Source organism: Roseobacter sp. FCG-D35 (genome assembly GCF_033436665.1).
Taxonomy (GTDB): Bacteria; Pseudomonadota; Alphaproteobacteria; order Rhodobacterales; family Rhodobacteraceae; genus JAWQFO01.
Window position 1 is genome coordinate 55903 of record NZ_JAWQFO010000003.1, and the last position, 16242, is coordinate 72144.

17 protein-coding genes are annotated in these 16242 nt (G+C 65.8%); 5 read left to right on the forward strand and 12 right to left on the reverse strand.

What is annotated here, in order from left to right:
• Window positions 1-104: 104 nt before the first annotated feature.
• The gene (locus R5H30_RS08580; RefSeq protein ID WP_318327814.1) at window positions 105-998 is read right to left on the reverse strand and encodes an ABC transporter substrate-binding protein; all 894 of its coding nucleotides are present in this window, start codon (window positions 996-998) and stop codon (window positions 105-107) included.
• Window positions 995-1966, reverse strand: coding sequence for a prolyl aminopeptidase (gene pip, locus R5H30_RS08585; RefSeq protein ID WP_318327815.1), 972 nt, complete (start codon window positions 1964-1966; stop codon window positions 995-997). The genes R5H30_RS08580 and pip overlap by 4 nt, the downstream gene beginning before the upstream one ends.
• A gap of 50 nt (window positions 1967-2016) precedes the next feature.
• Between pip and ubiG the strand changes: the two genes are divergently transcribed.
• Window positions 2017-2763, forward strand: coding sequence for a bifunctional 2-polyprenyl-6-hydroxyphenol methylase/3-demethylubiquinol 3-O-methyltransferase UbiG (gene ubiG, locus R5H30_RS08590; RefSeq protein WP_318327817.1), 747 nt, complete (start codon window positions 2017-2019; stop codon window positions 2761-2763).
• On the opposite strand, the gene R5H30_RS08595 is transcribed toward ubiG, so the two are convergent.
• From R5H30_RS08595 to R5H30_RS08610, 4 genes are read right to left on the reverse strand one after another with little or no spacing between them, the layout of a single operon-like run.
• Window positions 2760-3203 (reverse strand): MarR family winged helix-turn-helix transcriptional regulator, encoded by a 444-nt coding sequence (locus R5H30_RS08595; RefSeq protein WP_318327819.1) that lies wholly within the window; start codon window positions 3201-3203, stop codon window positions 2760-2762. The two genes, ubiG and R5H30_RS08595, sit on opposite strands and share 4 nt — an antisense overlap.
• Window positions 3200-4033 (reverse strand): carbon-nitrogen hydrolase family protein, encoded by an 834-nt coding sequence (locus R5H30_RS08600; protein WP_318327821.1) that lies wholly within the window; start codon window positions 4031-4033, stop codon window positions 3200-3202. Before R5H30_RS08600 ends, R5H30_RS08595 begins: the two co-directional genes overlap by 4 nt.
• A complete protein-coding gene (gene grxC / locus R5H30_RS08605; protein WP_318327822.1) occupies window positions 4033-4290 on the reverse strand; it encodes a glutaredoxin 3 in 258 nt (85 codons plus the stop codon). Before grxC ends, R5H30_RS08600 begins: the two co-directional genes overlap by 1 nt.
• Window positions 4291-4328: 38 nt before the next feature.
• Window positions 4329-5060 (reverse strand): double zinc ribbon domain-containing protein, encoded by a 732-nt coding sequence (locus R5H30_RS08610; protein ID WP_318327823.1) that lies wholly within the window; start codon window positions 5058-5060, stop codon window positions 4329-4331.
• 14 nt (window positions 5061-5074) lie between these two features.
• Between R5H30_RS08610 and R5H30_RS08615 the strand changes: the two genes are divergently transcribed.
• Together R5H30_RS08615 and hemH are read left to right on the forward strand one after the other, a co-directional pair.
• On the forward strand, window positions 5075-5893 hold the full coding sequence (locus R5H30_RS08615; RefSeq protein WP_318327824.1) for a methyltransferase domain-containing protein: 819 nt from the start codon (window positions 5075-5077) through the stop codon (window positions 5891-5893).
• A gap of 57 nt (window positions 5894-5950) precedes the next feature.
• Window positions 5951-7009 carry a ferrochelatase gene (gene hemH / locus R5H30_RS08620; protein ID WP_318327825.1) on the forward strand — a complete coding sequence of 353 codons (1059 nt, stop codon included), beginning with the start codon at window positions 5951-5953 and terminating at the stop codon, window positions 7007-7009.
• A gap of 52 nt (window positions 7010-7061) precedes the next feature.
• Here the strand turns inward: hemH and R5H30_RS08625 are convergent, their stop codons facing one another.
• Window positions 7062-7667, reverse strand: coding sequence for a L,D-transpeptidase (locus tag R5H30_RS08625; RefSeq protein ID WP_318327826.1), 606 nt, complete (start codon window positions 7665-7667; stop codon window positions 7062-7064).
• Window positions 7668-7833: 166 nt separating this feature from the next.
• Between R5H30_RS08625 and dalA the strand changes: the two genes are divergently transcribed.
• Window positions 7834-8349: a divisome-associated lipoprotein DalA gene (dalA, locus tag R5H30_RS08630; protein WP_318327827.1), complete on the forward strand. Its 516-nt coding sequence runs from the start codon at window positions 7834-7836 to the stop codon at window positions 8347-8349.
• A gap of 116 nt (window positions 8350-8465) precedes the next feature.
• Here the strand turns inward: dalA and alaE are convergent, their stop codons facing one another.
• A complete protein-coding gene (alaE, locus tag R5H30_RS08635) occupies window positions 8466-8867 on the reverse strand; it encodes an L-alanine exporter AlaE (RefSeq protein WP_318327828.1) in 402 nt (133 codons plus the stop codon).
• A gap of 246 nt (window positions 8868-9113) precedes the next feature.
• Here alaE and R5H30_RS08640 point away from each other — a divergent pair, with 246 nt between their 5' ends.
• On the forward strand, window positions 9114-10457 hold the full coding sequence (locus tag R5H30_RS08640) for a metal-dependent hydrolase family protein (RefSeq protein WP_318327829.1): 1344 nt from the start codon (window positions 9114-9116) through the stop codon (window positions 10455-10457).
• Window positions 10458-10679: 222 nt separating this feature from the next.
• On the opposite strand, the gene R5H30_RS08645 is transcribed toward R5H30_RS08640, so the two are convergent.
• The 4 genes from R5H30_RS08645 to R5H30_RS08660 form a co-directional block, all read right to left on the reverse strand.
• Window positions 10680-11180: a L,D-transpeptidase family protein gene (locus R5H30_RS08645; RefSeq protein WP_318327830.1), complete on the reverse strand. Its 501-nt coding sequence runs from the start codon at window positions 11178-11180 to the stop codon at window positions 10680-10682.
• 114 nt (window positions 11181-11294) lie between these two features.
• Window positions 11295-12509: a class I SAM-dependent RNA methyltransferase gene (locus tag R5H30_RS08650; RefSeq protein WP_318327831.1), complete on the reverse strand. Its 1215-nt coding sequence runs from the start codon at window positions 12507-12509 to the stop codon at window positions 11295-11297.
• Between the two features lie 38 nt (window positions 12510-12547).
• Complete coding sequence (locus tag R5H30_RS08655) at window positions 12548-14380, reverse strand: ABC transporter ATP-binding protein (protein ID WP_318327832.1); 1833 nt, start codon at window positions 14378-14380, stop codon at window positions 12548-12550.
• Window positions 14377-16218 (reverse strand): ABC transporter ATP-binding protein, encoded by a 1842-nt coding sequence (locus R5H30_RS08660; protein WP_318327834.1) that lies wholly within the window; start codon window positions 16216-16218, stop codon window positions 14377-14379. Before R5H30_RS08660 ends, R5H30_RS08655 begins: the two co-directional genes overlap by 4 nt.
• Between the last annotated feature and the right edge of the window lie 24 nt (window positions 16219-16242).

Genomic DNA, 16242 nt, shown 5'->3' on the forward strand with positions numbered 1-16242 from the left:
GGCCCGTCAATCTTTCCGGTGGAGCTTTCGGTTTGGACCCGGAAGCGCCGCTGTTGGCTTGCATATAGTCGGGCGCGTCCGAGTCTGCAAGCCCTGTCGCGGGCTCAGGCCATCCACCAGCGTTCGGCCGCGCGCAGGTTGTCGAGCGGCAGCGCGCGGCCCATCAGCCGTGGGAACCGCACGCCCGGCTGCGCGGCCTGGGTCATGGTCTGCGCATCCGGCAGAAGCGCGAAGTCCGACGCGCGGTCGAGACCTTGGGCATCCGCCAGGTCGGCCACGTCGACGTAGCGCCCCCGCAGCGCTTCGGCGCGCACCTCGGCCTTCGGGATCGAGACCAGTTCGACCTCGTCGAACCAGCCCGCGTGGCCGTCCTTGTAATGCTCGGCGACACGTTCGGCGATCAGGTCGCGCCCGGGCTGACACCGCCGCACCTTGTAGAGCCCCGTGCCGATACCCCACGCCATCGCGTCCTCAAGACGCCGGTGCGGGTAGATGACAAAGCGTGCATCCGACAGCAGGAAGGGAAACTGCGGACTGGGCCGGTCGAAATCGACCCGAATACGGTGATCGCTCAGGATCTCGATCCGCCGCACGGCATCGAGGCCCGAGTCCCGGTGCAGGTCGAAAGAGGCGCGCACGTCGTGCGCCGTAAACGCCGCGCCGTCGTGAAAGCGCACACCCTCGCGCAGCGTCAAAGTCCAGCTGCGCGCGTCGGCGCTGCCCTCCCAGCCCGTCGCCAGTTCGCCGCGCAGGGTGCCGTCGGCAGCGACCTCGGTCAGCGTGTCGAAGACGGTTCCGGCGCCGGCCACCTGCATGAAGAGACCCTGAGACCGGCGCGTGTCGAAGCTGTCGCTCCGCCCGGCGCCCGACAGCGCCATGCGCAGGCGACCGCCGCGCCGCGGCTCGGCCTCGGCGCTGATCCCGGCAGCAGCCAGCACGGCGGCGGCGGCACCGGTTGTGAAGAGCGCCCGGCGGTCGATGCGCGACACCCGGTTCATTGCTCGGCGAGCCCGTCCATGACCCGCACCAATTCCGAGCTGATGCCCGGTTCGGACAGCGCGTGCCCGGCGCTGCGCACCATCTTGAGTTCGCAGGCATCCCAGCGCTGGGTCAGTGCATAGGCACCCTCGGGCGGGCAGATCATGTCATAGCGCCCCTGGACGACCACCCCGGGGATGTTCTCGATCTTGTCCATCTCGGCCAGGATCTGCCCGTCGAAATCGAGAAAGCCCGCGTTGGAGAAATAGTGGTTCTCGAGCCGCGCGAAGGCGCGCGCATAATCACCGGGGCTGTCGCTGGCCGAGCCGGTCGAGTGAATCGAGGCAAGCGCGTTCTCCCATGCCGACCAGGCACGGGCGAACCGCGTCTCGGTCGGAAGGTCGCCGCAGAACAGGCGCTTGTGATAGGCCGCGATCAGGTCGTCGCGCTCGTCCTCGGGCACCATCGTTGCGAACCGTTCCCAGACCTCGGGCCAAAACCGGCCCGCGCCGCCGCCATAGAACCAGTCAAGCTCGCGCTGGGTCATAAGAAACACACCGCGCAGCACGAGGTGCAGCACGTGACCGGGATGGGCCTGCGCATAGATCAATGCGAGGGTCGCGCCCCAGCTGCCGCCGAAGACGATCCAGTCCTTGATGCCCAGCGTGTCGCGAATCAACTCGATGTCGCGCACCAGATGCCAAGTGGTGTTGTTGCGTATCGAGGCATGCGGCCGCGACCGACCGCAGCCGCGCTGATCGAACAGCACCACGCGGTAGACCTCGGGATCGAAATAGCGCCGCATCGCCGGGCTGCACCCGCCGCCCGGACCCCCATGCAACACGACCACCGGCAGCCCCTTCGGATTGCCGCACTGTTCGACGTAGACAGTGTGCCCGTCGCCCACCTCGAGCATCCGCTGATCGAAGGGGTCGATCGGCGGGTAGAGGTACTGCACCGCGCGCTTTTGGTCCGGGTATTTGTCCATTAGTGACCTATATACAGCCCGACGGGCAGAAGAGTACATGGGAGACCGCGATGCCGACGCCGCAAACGACTGTCGACCCCGGCGAGATCGCCAAGTTCGAGGCGATGGCCGCAGAATGGTGGGATCCGAACGGGAAGTTCAAGCCGCTTCACATGCTCAATCCCTGCCGGCTGGACTACATCACCGCGCAGATCGCCGGCGAGTTCGACCGCGACCTTGGCGGCAAGCTGCCCTTCGCCGGCCTGCGCATCCTCGACATCGGCTGCGGCGGCGGCCTCTTGTCCGAACCGATGGCGCGCCTGGGTGCCGACGTGGTCGGTGCCGATGCCGCCGAACGCAACATCCCGGTGGCGCGGGTGCATGCCGAGCAGTCGGGTCTCGACATCGACTACCGCCATACGACCGCCGAGGATCTCGCCGCCAGCGGCGAATCCTTCGACGTCGTGCTCAACATGGAAGTGGTCGAACATGTGGCCTCGCCCATCGACTACCTGCGCGCCGTGCACGACCTTCTGAAACCCGGCGGGCTGCATATCTGTTCGACCCTGAACCGGAATCCGAAGTCCTTCATGATGGCAATCGTCGGGGCCGAGCACGTGATGCGCTGGCTGCCCAAGGGCACGCATGATTGGTCGAAGTTCATCACGCCGGACGAGCTTTTCACCCTTCTCGAAGAGGCGGGGCTGGAGCCGGTCGACCGCAAGGGATTCGTGTTCAACCCGATCACATGGTCCTGGCGTCTGTCGGACCGCGACCTCAGCGTCAACTACGTGACGGCGAGCCTGCGCCCGGCCTAGTCCTGCGGTCCCATCTGGCGGCGCATCTCGCGCAGGATCGGCAATGCCGCACGCACGCGGTCCTCGCCCATCTCCTCGACCGCCTGGTTGATCATCGGGGTAATCGAGCCCAGCGCCTCGTCGCGCGCGCGGCGGCCGGCGGGGCTGATCGACACCAATTTGCGCCGCGCGTCGTCCCAGTCGGGACGGACATGCACGTATCCCGCCCATTCCAGCTTGCTCAGCGTGTTGCTCATCGCGCCGCGGGTGACGTGGAAGGTTTCGGCCAGCTGCGCCGGCGTGCGCTCGCCATCGTGCCAGGCGAGATTGTTCAGCACCGAAAAATGCGAGATTTCCATGCCCTTCGGCAGAACCCGTCCCAGCCTGTTGCGGACCATCTGGTCGGCCGCCAGCACCTCGCTGAAAAGGGCAATCGCCAGGGTGTTGCGGTCCTCGCTCATTCCGGCCCGTCGAAGGTTCGTGCATTGGCGAGGCTCGGCACCCGGCGTCGCGCCTCGGCGACCTGTCCCATGTCGAGATCGAACATGTAGACGCCGGGTTCTTCGCCCGCGTCCAGAAGCACCTCGCCCCAGGGTGAGACCACCAGCGAATGCCCGTAGGTCTTGCGTGTCTTGTGCGCCGCGCTGGCATGTTCGCCAGTCTGAGCAGGCGCGATCACGAAACAGCCGGCCTCGATCGCCCGCGTGCGCAGCAGGCTGTGCCAATGCGCCGCGCCGGTCACCGTTGAGAACGCCGCCGGCACCGTGAACACCTCGGCCCCGGCGTTTGCGAGCGCCGAGTAGAGCAGCGGAAACCGCATGTCATAGCACACCGTCATGCCGATCCGCGCGAACGGCGTCTCGGCCAGCACCGCTCGCGTTCCGGGCCGGTAGCCGTCGGATTCGCGGAACGTTTCCTCCGGCGTGACCTGCACGTCGAACATGTGGATCTTGTCGTAGCGCGCCGCGATCCCGCCGTCGGGGCCGACCAGGATCGAGCGGTTGGCAAAGCGCCCGTCCGGGTCCGAGGTCTTGAGCCCGAGCGAGCCGATCAGCAGCCAGATCCCGTGCGCACGCGCCGCACCGCGCAGACCTGCAAGCGTCGCGTCCTCGTCCTCGTGCGCCAGAACCGCCTGCTGATGCTTGCGGCTCATCGAGACGCAATTCGTAACCTCGGGGGTCAGCACAAATTCCGCGCCCTGGCCCGCCGCGTCCTTCACCATCTCCAGCGTGGTCTCGAGGTTCGCCTTCGGATCGTCCGATGCGTTGAGCTGAAGGATCGCGCAGCGCATCAGGCCGCGAGCAGCGCGTCGAGCTTTCCGGCCCGTTCCAGCGCATAAAGATCGTCGCAGCCGCCGACATGGGTGTCGCCGACGAAGATCTGCGGCACCGTACGCCCGCCGTTGGCGCGCTGCATCATCTCGGCCCGGCGGTCGGGGTGCTCCAGAACGTCGACCTCGGAAAAGCTGACGCCCTTCTCGGACAGCAGGCGTTTGGCCGCATGGCAGAAACCGCAAAGCGGAGAGGTGTAGATTTCGACCGGTTTCATCGGGGTGGTCCCTTGTGACAGATACTGTTGTCAGGGATTTAGGTGTCTTTGGCAACGCGTGCCAGTGTCACGACGCAGACCGGACCCGAGCCTGCTGCAATGCAGGCGTCGGCGGCCGAGGCCAGCGTTGCCCCCGAGGTCATCACGTCGTCGACCAGCAGGATCGGCCGTTCGGCCAGCCTGTGCCGGCGCCGCGGATGCACCGCGATTGCGCCGCGGACCGATTCGAAGCGCAACGCGCGACTCTTGCCATCAAGGCTTGGCGTCCGGTGCCGCCGCACCAGCAGGTCCGGGCAGACCGGGCGGCCAAGCTGCGTCGCAAGCGCCCGGGCCAGCAGGGCGGACTGGTTGTAGCGCCGGCGCAGCAGCCGCAGCCAGTGCAGCGGGACGGGCGCGATAAGCACGTTTTCCAAGGGCAGACCGTGCAGGGCGTTTGCCATCCACAAGGCGGCGGGCTTCGCGATCTCCTGACGGTCGCCGTGTTTCAGTGCCAGCACAAGCCGGCGCGCCGTGTCCTTGTAAAGCAGCGCCGCGCGGCCTTGTCGCCAGGGCCGTTCGGTCCTCAGGCAATCGTCGCAGCTAAGCCCGGCCTCCTCCGCGGCCCCGGGTAGCGGCGTGCCGCAGCGGTCGCAGATCGCCCCGCCGATGAACGGCGTGTCCCGCCAGCAGGGACCACACAGGCCGAAATCGCTGTCCACCGTTTCGCCGCAGGCGATGCAGCGCGGCGGGTAGACCAGCGAGACAGCCGTTTGAATTGCCCGGTGTGGCACCCTATTCTCCGCTCATGCCGACGCCCAACCAACTGACCGACACCCGGGCGCTTGCCCAGCACCGCGCCCGGGCCCGGCCCGGCGCGCTGTTCCTTCAGGACACAGCGGCCGACGAGATCGAGGATCGCCTGGGCATGGTTAACAGGGCGTTTAGCGCGCCCGCCGTCGTCACGCCCTTTCCCGATGTCTGGGCCTCCCGCCTGCCCGGAGCGAAGATCGTCGCAGAGGCCGAGGCGCTCGATCTCGAACCGCAGGCGCATGACCTGGTCGTTCATGCGCTTGCCCTGCACTGGTCGAACGATCCCGTGGGCCAATTGATCCAGTGCCGGCGCGCCCTGAAACCCGACGGGCTGCTGCTTGCCGCGGCGCTCGGCGGCACGACACTGCAGGAGCTGCGGCGCTGTCTCGGCGAGGCCGAGATCGCCATGACCGGAGGCCTTTCGCCGCGCGTGGCTCCGATGGGCGAGATCCGCGACCTCGGTGCGCTCTTGCAGCGAGCTGGCCTGGCGCTGCCGGTCGCCGACAGCGTGCCGTTGCACGTCGCGTACCGCGACGCGCGCCACCTCATGCACGATCTGCGCGACATGGGCGAAGCCAACGCGCTGCAATCGCGGCTGCGCCGCGCGCCGCGCCGCGCCCTTTTCGAGGCGGTCGACGCGCTTTACGCCGAGCACTTCGCAACGCCTGATGGTCGGGTAAGCGCCACCTTCGAGATCGTCGTGCTGACCGGCTGGGCGCCCCACGCCGACCAGCCGCAGCCGCTGCGCCCCGGCTCGGCCCGCACGCGGCTTGCCGAGGCGCTCGACACCTCCGAGACACCCCTGCGCGATTGACCGGGGCGCGAAACTGTCTATCTCTGCGAAGTCTCGCGGAAGAACGAAGGATCAGACATGCTTGACGGCGGCGATGCAGCAACCCGGCCACGCCACGCCCCGGCGGATCACCCCGCCGTGCCGAAGCCGAAGGTCGGCATCCTGCTCGCCAACCTCGGCACGCCGGACAATTACGACTACTGGTCGATGCGGCGCTATCTCAACGAGTTTCTCTCGGACCGGCGCGTCATCGACTACAGCCCGTGGAAATGGCAGCCCCTGCTGCAACTCGTGATCCTGTCCAAACGCCCGTTCACCAGCGGCGCGGCCTACAAGTCGATCTGGAACCACGAGGCCGGGGAAAGCCCGCTGATGACGATCACCAAGTCGCAGACCTCGGCGGTCGCCGCCGAGATGCGCAAGCGGCACGGCGATGACGTGATGGTCGATTTCTGCATGCGTTACGGCAACCCGTCGACGAAATCGAAGGTCCGCGAGATGATCGCGGCGGGCTGCCGCAAGATCCTGTTCTTCCCGCTTTACCCGCATTACGCCGGGGCGACCTCGGCCACGGCCAACGACGCCTTCTTCCGCGCGCTCATGGCCGAGAAGTGGCAGCCGGTGACCCGCACCGTCGAGCCCTATTTCGACCGGCCCGACTATATCGAGGCACTGGCGCAATCAATCGAGCGCGCCTACGCGGGGATGGAGCGAAAGCCTGACATCCTTGTCTGTTCCTACCACGGCGTGCCGGTGCGCTACCTGATGGAGGGCGATCCCTACCACTGCCAGTGCCAGAAGACGACGCGGCTGCTGAAGGAACGTCTCGGCTGGGCCGATACCGAGATCACCACCACCTTCCAGTCGCGCTTCGGACCCGAGGAATGGCTCAAGCCATACACCGTCGAAGAGGTTGCGCGGCTGGCGAAGGCGGGCAAAAAGTCCATCGCCGTCTGCGCCCCGGCCTTCTCGGCCGACTGCATCGAAACGCTCGAGGAGATCAACGAGGAGATCCGCGAAAGTTTCGAGGAAGCGGGCGGCGAGACCTTCACCTATATTCCCTGCCTCAACGACGACGCGGCGCATGTCACCGCCCTTTCGAACGTCATCGACGACAACATGGAAGGCTGGGTCTGAAACGCGAAAGGCGGCCACGGCGGGCCGCCTTCCGGACAGCGATTTTCTTCCGTCAGATCACCCGGACCTGCGTGCCGACCTGGGCCAGCGCAAAGAGGTCCTGGATGTGGGCATTGTAAAGCCCGATGCACCCGTTCGACGACTTGCGTCCGATCTTGCGATTGTCGTGGGTGCCATGGATCCGGTAGTAGGTCCAGCTGAGGTAAAGCGCGTGGGTGCCAAGTGGGTTATCCGGTCCGGGCGGGATGTACCGCGGCCACTCGGGATTGCGCTTGAGCATATTGGGCGTCGGGCGCCAGTCCGGGCCGACTACCTTCTGGATCACCGACGTGCGGCCGCGTCGGGTCAGTTCTTCGCTGATCGGGATGCTCGACGGGTAAAGCCGGTACGTGACCTGGTCCGGTCCCCAGTAGTGCAGCGCGCGGCTGTCGATATCGACAAGGATCGCCCCGTTGCGCAGCGACGAGAAATAGGGCCGCCAGTCCTGCGCGCTGAAACTCGAGATGTTGCGCCGCACGTTGGGATTGGCTTCGCGCTCGGACTCGAGCACGTTCTGCTCGCCGACGAGGCGCTGGGCGTAGGCCGGGGCGGCGAGCAACGAAGCGGTACCGGCTATGAACCCGCGGCGGGTCGGGGCGGCGAATCGCGAATCGGACACGTCTGGTCTCCTCCATATGCGTCTGGGCACTTCTGCACCGATATTATGGCGGTAATGCCTCAGTCGCAAATCAATCAGCTACCGTGGCGCGAACTATCGGAAAAGTGCGTTTGAACTGGGCAGCATCCCGCGATAAGCCCGATGGGGGTTTTTCTGGGAGTCTGCCATGATCCGATTGCTGTCGATATTGTCCGTGCTCGTGCTCACGCTCGCTGCCTGCGAGCCGGTCGGCCAGGGCTCCGCCATCGGGCCCGACGGAAAGCCGCTTCCCAAGGTCTACCGGATCAGCCGCTTCCAGTCCGACGAGATCCAGGTCCGGATGCTCGACGCCGTGAACTCGCTGCGCGCCGCGTCGAGCCTGCAGCCGGTCTCGCTGAACTCGCAGCTCAATGCCGCCGCCGCCACCCATTCGCGCGACATGTCGATCCAGAACCGCCCCTGGCACTTCGGCTCCGACGGCTCCTCGCCGATCGACCGCGTTCGCCGCTCGGGCTATTCCGGCACACTCGTCGGCGAGAACATCTCGGAGACCTACGAGACCGAACTCGAGACCCTTGCCGCCTGGATGGAACAACCCGACACGCGCCGCATCATCATGTCGCCCGCCGCGACGTCGCTGGGCTTCAACTGGCACCAGGAATCGAGCGGCAAGATCTGGTGGACGATGATCCTGGGCGGCTGACGCCGGTTCGGATCGAGCAAAAAAGAAGGGCCGCATCGCGCGGCCCTTTTGCATGTCGACGTGAAGTTGGCCGTGCCAGTACCGTACGCCTCTAAGTCAAAGCCGTCGGACGTTGTTCAGTCGACCCCGAACAGCCTTCGGGTGAACTCGAGGAAGATCCCGAACGGGCGGCTGACCACGAACATCAGGATCGCAGTCGACGCCAGCAGCACGAGTATCTCGCCCCCGTCAGCCCCGACGATGAACAGAACCAGGCCATAGACCGGCAACTGGAACGACAAAAAGGCGCTGCCGTCGATCAGCGTCTTGCTCCAAGACACGGTGGGCTTCGTCGTCCGGAAAAACCAATCCCGCCAAAGCCCGTAGGGTCGCCCTGTCAGGACCATGAGCGGGATCATGGTCGCGCGCGTCTTGAGAACCTCGGCAGGCGCCATGCCGGCCACGAACAATTCGGTCACGGCTGCAACAGTCGTGAAGAACGCAATGGTTGCAAAAGTGTCGACCAGTGTTCTGCGCATGGGCCGCACGTACCACCGGGGCTGGAACCTGTCGACGTCAGCTTTGTCCGGTAAGCGGGGTCAACTCTCGGACGCGCCAAAGTCCGCAACGCGCCCGTTCGGGCCTTTCCTGCAACGCACGACATTCTGCAGCTCAGCGCCCAAAGACACTTTCCTCACGTCACCCAATTCATCCGATTTACCGATTGGTTTTCAACGGGAGCGTGACTTAGTCTTCAACCAAGCGATCAACTATAGGGATATGTCATGCTCACCAAACGCACGTTTTTGTCCGGTCTGGCATCGACCAGTGCTCTGGCCCTCGTCCCCGCGCGCGTCCGGGCGCAAGCACCGGATGCGACGCTGTTCACAAACGTTCGGGTTTTCGACGGGATGTCCGATCAACTGACCGATCTGACGAACGTACTGGTCGAGGGAGAACTGATCCGGGAGATTTCACCGGTCGCGAACGCTGCACCGGAAGTTCCGCGAATCGAAGGAGACGGCCGCACGCTGATGCCGGGGCTGCTCGACATGCACGTCCACCTGCAGTGGAACCAGGATCCGGCCGGTTTCCTGACGGCACGCCCAGATTACATCGCCGCATTGGCCTTGAGCGAAAGTGAAGCCACCCTGATGCGTGGCTTTACCAGTGTCCGCGATACCGGTGGCGGCGTCCTCGGTCTGGCGCGAGCCATAGACGAAGGCCTCCACCCCGGCCCGCGCATTCAAGCGTCAAACGCCGCGATCTCGATGACCGCCGGTCATGGCGACCTTCGGCCGCGGTCCGTGCGGCCACGCGCCTTTGGCGGGCCGCCGTTCACCGAAGCTGAGCGGCTTGGAATCACGCTTTTTGCAGACGGAGTTCCCGAGGTTCTGGCGGCGGCTCGCGAACAGTTTCGGCAGGGTGCGCACTTCATCAAGATCTTTTCGGGTGGCGCCGTGACCGGTCTCTACGACCCCTTGGACATCAACGAATATTCCCCGGCCGAGCTCGAAGCCGCAGTGGAAGAGGCCAAACGCTGGAACACCTACGCCACCTCGCACGCCTACATGGACACATCGGTCCGCGCCGCGATCGAGGCAGGTTACGAATGTATCGAGCACTGCAACCTGATGACACCTGAGTCGATGGAGTTGGCCGTTGAAAAAGGGGTCTGGCTTTCGACCCAGGTCGGCTTTTTCGCGGCGGACATTCCGGCCGGATTCACGCCCGCCCAGGCAGAGCGCCAGCAGATGGCATTTGATGGTCTCGACGCAATGCTGCGGCTGGCGCGCGAGTCCGGAGCCAAGATTGCCCTCGGAACGGACTTCGTCGGATCGCGGGAAACGAAGGCAACGCAGCTGGAGGAATTGCAGCTCAGGACGCCATGGTTCAGCAACGCCGAGATTCTGCGGCAGGCGACCGGACTGAACGGACAGCTTTGGGACCTGACCGGCCCGCGCAATCCCTACCAGGCTGGTCGGGTCGGTATCATCGAAGCAGAAGCCTACGCCGACATTCTTCTCGTGAACGGAGACCCGATTGCCGACCTGACGGTCATGGCCAGCGCGGACAATTTCGATGTGATCATGAAGGGCGGAAAGGCGCACAAGAACAATCTGGCCTGAACCATTCGCCAAGGATCAGGGTACATACTGTTGTCGCGGATGGCCGAATTGTCCGACGAGCGGCCCCGACTTGCCCGCATGATCGACTTGGGTGGGTAACCGGAAAATCTCCGGTCATCGAAACACGGTCGGCCAGAAGCCGACCGAACCGACTCGCTTCACACCGCCAAATAAGAAAGGGCCGCATTCCGCGGCCCTTTTCAGTTCTAGGAAACGTGACCCTCAGGGGTTGATTGTGATCGGCGTGCCGTCGCGGACCATCGCGTAAACGTCTTCGATCTCGCGGTTGCGCACCGCGATGCAGCCCCAGGTCCAGTCCTTCTTGTCCTTGCGGTTCGGTTTTTCCTGGCCGTGGATGAAGATGTCGCCGCCCGTGCGATAGCCCAGCGCATCGGCGATCTCGCGGTCCTTGTCATTAGGATAGCTGATTCCCACCGACAGGTGATACTTGCTGTTGGGGTTGCGCCGGTCGATCGTGTAGCGCCCTTCCGGCGTCTTGCCGTCGCCCTGGCGGATCTTGTGGCCCACCGGCGCCCAGCCGAGGTTCACGTCGTAGGATTTCAGCACCTGGTCGTGGTGCAGAAGGTACATCCGTCGCTCGTTCTTGTTGACGACGACATAGGTCACTTCCGGACCCGAGTAGCGCTTGAACTTGGGGTCGCCACTGCACGCTCCCAGCGTGACCATCGCGGTCGCACCCATCAAAAGGTCTCTTCTACGCATCAGCCTGTTACCTGTCCCGGTCTGCTTTTTTCAGCGCGATAGCATAATCCGCGTAGTTTTTCTTTCTGAATTTACCGTGAACTTCCAGAAAATTCTCGGCTTGTTGCAGCTCCGTCAACGGGTGAAGGCACCGACCATCTCGACATGCGGCGACCAGCGGAACTGGTCGACGACCTGAACCCAGTCCAGCGCGTATCCGGCGCGAACCAGCGTGGCGGCGTCCCGCGCGAAGGTCACGGGGCTGCACGAGACATGCGCGATCCGCGCCACGCCGGAGCGGGCAAGCTCGGCAATCTGGGCCTCGGCGCCGGCCCGTGGCGGGTCGATGACGACCGCATCCGCGCCTTGCAGCTCGTCCGGCAGCAATGGACGGCGGAAAAGATCGCGGGCCTCGCCGGTCACCCGCTGCAGCCCTTTCGCGTGCCGCCAACCCTGTTCGAGCGCGGCGATCATCGCAGCATCGCCTTCGACCGCATGGACTCGCGCCCCGGCCGCCAGCGGCAGGCTGAAGGTCCCGCAGCCCGCGAACAGGTCCGTGATGCTGCGCGCATCTCCGACGATCTCGCGGACCGCATGCACGAGCGCTGCCTCGCCGTCCTGCGTAGCCTGCAGGAAGGCGCCCGGCGGCGGCACGACCTCGGCCGGTCCGAACACCTGCGCAGGCGGCGCACGCAGCGCGATCACTTCACCGTCCCAGGTCAAACGCGCCAGACCGCGCGCCTCGCAAAGCGCCGCCAGTTCCTGCCTGAGCGTGACATCGGCGGGCTTGCCGCCCGTGACCGCGACATCGAGACCTGCGCGCGACGCGGTGACGGCGACGGCCAGCGCCGCCTTCCGGCTGGCGCCCAGCAGGGCCAGCGCGTGGGCATTGTCGCGCCCGCCCAGCACGTCGGGCGTCAGCAGGATGCAGCCCGGAATCTCGATCACCGCGTCCGAGCCGCGCGCGTGGAACCCGGCGATGGCGCCCTTCTTGGTGCGCCGCGCGGCAAATGTCGCCCGGCGCCGCGAGGCCGGCGGCGAGGTCACGATGGGCCGGAACGCGGTCTCGATCCCATGCGCGGCAAGCGCATCGCGCACCACCGCGACCTTCCAGTCGGCCACGAAACCGTCGGAGGCATGTTGCAACTGGCAGCCGCCGCAGGACCGGAAATGCCGGCAGGGGGCCGCAACACGCTCCTCGGAGGGCGTGACAATCTTCACCTCGGCCAGCCTCTGGCCCTCGACGGTCCCGCTGACCACCTCACCCGGCAAGGTGAGCGGCACAAAGACCGGGCCCTCGGCCACGCCGTCGCCGTGAATACCCAGCCGCTGGATCAGATGTTCGCCCATGGCTTTCGCTTAGAGCAGCCGACCGGGTCGCAAAAGCCCTATTCGGCCGCCTGTGTGCGGATGAACCCACCCGACTGCCGGTGCCAGTAGCGCGCATAAAGCCCGCCCTGCGCCAGCAGTGCCTCGTGCGTGCCGGTCTCGACGATGCGCCCCTCGTCCATGACCACGATCCGGTCCATCTCGGTCAGCGTCGACAACCGGTGCGCGATGGCGAGCACCGTCTTGCCCTCCATCACCCGGTCGAGCGCCGACTGGATCGCCGCCTCCACCTCGCTGTCGAGCGCACTGGTCGCTTCGTCCAACACGAGAATCGGCGCATCCTTCAGGATCGTCCGCGCCAGCGCGATCCTCTGCCGCTGCCCGCCCGACAGCTTCACCCCGCGCTCACCCAGATGCGCGTCGTATCCCTTGCGCCCATGATGGTCCTCGAGATCGAGGATGAACTCATGCGCCTCGGCCTTGCGCGCGGCGGCCACAACCGCGTCGAAGTCCGCATCCGGGCGTCCGTACAGGATGTTGTCCCGCGCCGAGCGATTGAACATCGCGGTCTCCTGCGTGACCATCCCGATGTTGCGCCGCAGGCTTTCCTGCGTGACGTCACGAATGTCCGTGCCGTCGATGAGAATCGTGCCCTCTTCCGGGTCGTAGAGCCGCAAGAGCAGCGCCACGAGCGTCGACTTGCCCACGCCAGACGCCCCGACGATCCCGAGCTTTTCGCCCGGTGTCACGGTCAGGTCGATGTCGCGCACACCGCCGGTCTCGCGCCCGTAGGCGAATTCGACGCCGCGCAACGCGATCTCGCCACGCGGCACGACCAGATCGGTCGACCCCGGTGCATCGTCGAGCCGCTTGCGCGGGGTCAGGGTCCGCATCCCGTCCTCGACCTCACCCACGTTGGCATAGATCGCCATCAGCGTGAAGCTGACCCAACCCGTCATCTGCGCTATGCGGATCGCCACCGCACCGGCCGCCACGATATCGCCCTGCGTCGCCGCACCGGCCTGCCACATCAGGATCGTCCCGCCCAGCAGCACCACCGGCAGAAGCCCCGCCAGCGTCATCAGCGCCAACCGGAAACTGGCCGAGAGATGCCCGAAGCTGACCGCGCGATCCCGGAAGGTCTGCATCGCGCCCAGCGCTGCGCGGTCCTCGTGATCGGCATGGGCAAACAATTTCACCGTCTTGATGTTGGTGATCGTGTCGACGACCTGCCCCGAGACCATCGCGCGCGCGCCGGCCCGCGCCGCCGACAGCTTGCGGATGCGCGGCAGGTACCAGCGAATCAGCGCGAAGTAGAGCACCAGCCACACGCCGAAGCCCAGCGCCACACGCCAGTCAATCGCGAGCAGCAGCAGCACCGACCCAAGCAGCGAGGCCAGCGCGAAGGCCACCACGTTGATGCACTCCGACGTGACCTCGGTCACCGCCCGCGCTGCCTGCATCTGCTTTTGCGCAATACGTCCGGCAAAGTCGTCGTCGAAGAAGGTGACCGTCTGACCCAGCGTCCAGCGGTGCAGGCGCGACAGCACCAGCGGGTTGAGGTTGGGCTGCACGATGATCGCGTTCGACCCCGCCGACAGACCGAAAAGGATCGGCCGGGCGACAAGGAAGAACGCCACCGCTCCCACGATCAGGGCGATGTTGCCGCCGTCGAAAAACGCGTCCGGCCCGCCCGCCGCCGTCGCGTCGATGACCTTGCCAAGAATCCAGGCGGTGCCTGCCTCCATCGCGCCCGCCGCAGCCGACAGGAAGGCCGCGAGCCACAGCGCCGGCCAGGCACCCGACAGGCACCAGCGCAGGAAGGCGCCCAGCGTCTGCGGTGGCGGCCCCTCGGCGGGCGCGAATGGGTCGATCAGGTCAGCGATCTTCAAGCGGCATCATCTTCCGTTTGCAGGAAACCGCCCGATTGCCGGCCCCAGAACTCAGCGTAAAGACCGCCCCGAGCCAGCAGGGTCTCGTGATTTCCGTCCTCGACAATCCGTCCGGCGTCGAGCACGAGAATGCGATCCATCTGGGCAATGGTAGAGAGCCGATGCGCGATGGCAATGACCGTCTTGCCTTCCATCATCCCATAAAGCGTGTCCTGGATCGCCGCCTCGACCTCGCTGTCGAGCGCGCTGGTCGCCTCGTCGAGCAGAAGGATCGGCGCGTTCTTCAGGATCACTCGCGCAAGGGTCACCCTCTGGCGCTGACCGCCCGACAGCTTCACACCGCGCTCGCCGACCTGCGCATCATAGCCCGTGCGCCCTTCCGGATCGCGCAGATCGAGGATGAAGTCGTGCGCCTGCGCCTGCTTGCAGGCCGCGATCATCTCGGCCTCGGTCGCATCGGTGCGCCCGTAAAGGATGTTGTCGCGCACCGAGCGGTGCAGCAGTGAACTGTCCTGCTGCACCATCCCGATGGACCGGCGCAGGCTGTCCTGCGTCACGCCCGCAATGTCCTGCCCGTCGATGCGGATCGAGCCGGTTTCGGCGTCGTAGAACCGCAGCAGCAGCTTCACCAGCGTCGACTTGCCCGCACCCGACCGGCCCACGAGCCCGATCTTCTCGCCGCTTTTCACGGTCAGCGAAATCCGGTCGAGCCCGCCCGCGCCGCGCCCGTAGTGGTGGCTGAGGTTGTCTACCACGATCTCGCCTTGGGTCAGTTTGAGCGGTTTCGCGTCGGGCGCGTCCACCAGGTCGATCGGCTGCGCAATGGTCTCCATCCCCTCGGCGACGACGCCGAGCTGCCGGAAGAAGGTGGTCAGCGCCCACATGATCCAGCCCGTCATCGCATTCAGCCGCAGCGTCAGCGCGGTGGCGGCGGCAACGATACCGACGCTGGCCTGCCCCTGCATCCAGAGCGCGATGGCCCAGCCCACGACTGCGACGATCAGCACGCCGTTGAGCGCGGTCAGCGCCACGTCCATGATCGTGAAAATCCGCATCTCGGTCTGGAAGGTGCGCCGCGAATACTCGATCGCTTCGCGCGCGTAGTCGAGTTCCTGGTCGTGATGCGCGAACATCTTGACCGAGTGGATGTTGGTGTAGGCGTCGACCACCCGACCCGTCACCACGGACCGCGCGTTCGATGCCTCCTGCGAGGCAGGGCCGACGCGCTTGACCGTCCAGCGGATCAGCAGCGCGTAAAGCACGAACCATCCCGCCAGCGGCAACAGAAGCCGCGGATCGGCAGCCATCAGCAGGATGCCCGCGCCGATGAAATAGGCGAGCGAAAACGAAATCGCGTCGAAGGCCTGGAACACGACTTCGCCGGCGGCCGGCGGCGTCTGCATGATCCGGTTGGCGATGCGGCCTGCGAAATCGTTCTCGAACCAGCCGACCGACTGCCGCAGCACCTGCCGGTGCGCACGCCAGCGGATCAGCGTGCCGAAGTTCGGCAGCACCGCGTTGTTCAGCAGCGCCACGTCGAAGGCTTGGATGACCGGGCGCACAAGCAGGATGAACAGTCCCGCGAGGATCATCTCGGTGCCGTGTTCGGCCCAGAAATCCCCGGGCGAACCCGCCAGCAGGTCGACCACGCGACCCATGTAGGAGATCAGCCCGACCTCGATGGCCGCGACCACGACGGACATCAGCCCCGTGACGAGAAACACCCGCCCGAAAGGCCGCGCGTAGTCGCGCATGAAAGGCCAGAGCTTTTGCGGCGGGTGGTCGGTTTCCTCGTATGCGACATACGGGTCGACGAGTCGTTCGAAGTACTGGAACATGGCGGGAACCTCGGGGAGGGGTAG

Coding starts and splice junctions, on each gene's coding strand:
- alaE (WP_318327828.1), bottom strand. CDS start 8,867: ATGCGCAGAACACTGGTCGACACTTTTGCAACCATTGCGTTCTTCACG.
- R5H30_RS08615 (WP_318327824.1), top strand. CDS start 5,075: ATGCCGACGCCCAACCAACTGACCGACACCCGGGCGCTTGCCCAGCAC.
- hemH (WP_318327825.1), top strand. CDS start 5,951: ATGCTTGACGGCGGCGATGCAGCAACCCGGCCACGCCACGCCCCGGCG.
- R5H30_RS08640 (WP_318327829.1), top strand. CDS start 9,114: ATGCTCACCAAACGCACGTTTTTGTCCGGTCTGGCATCGACCAGTGCT.
- R5H30_RS08650 (WP_318327831.1), bottom strand. CDS start 12,509: ATGGGCGAACATCTGATCCAGCGGCTGGGTATTCACGGCGACGGCGTG.
- dalA (WP_318327827.1), top strand. CDS start 7,834: ATGATCCGATTGCTGTCGATATTGTCCGTGCTCGTGCTCACGCTCGCT.
- R5H30_RS08595 (WP_318327819.1), bottom strand. CDS start 3,203: ATGAGCGAGGACCGCAACACCCTGGCGATTGCCCTTTTCAGCGAGGTG.
- R5H30_RS08660 (WP_318327834.1), bottom strand. CDS start 16,218: ATGTTCCAGTACTTCGAACGACTCGTCGACCCGTATGTCGCATACGAG.
- R5H30_RS08580 (WP_318327814.1), bottom strand. CDS start 998: ATGAACCGGGTGTCGCGCATCGACCGCCGGGCGCTCTTCACAACCGGT.
- R5H30_RS08600 (WP_318327821.1), bottom strand. CDS start 4,033: ATGCGCTGCGCGATCCTTCAGCTCAACGCATCGGACGATCCGAAGGCG.
- ubiG (WP_318327817.1), top strand. CDS start 2,017: ATGCCGACGCCGCAAACGACTGTCGACCCCGGCGAGATCGCCAAGTTC.
- pip (WP_318327815.1), bottom strand. CDS start 1,966: ATGGACAAATACCCGGACCAAAAGCGCGCGGTGCAGTACCTCTACCCG.
- R5H30_RS08645 (WP_318327830.1), bottom strand. CDS start 11,180: ATGCGTAGAAGAGACCTTTTGATGGGTGCGACCGCGATGGTCACGCTG.
- grxC (WP_318327822.1), bottom strand. CDS start 4,290: ATGAAACCGGTCGAAATCTACACCTCTCCGCTTTGCGGTTTCTGCCAT.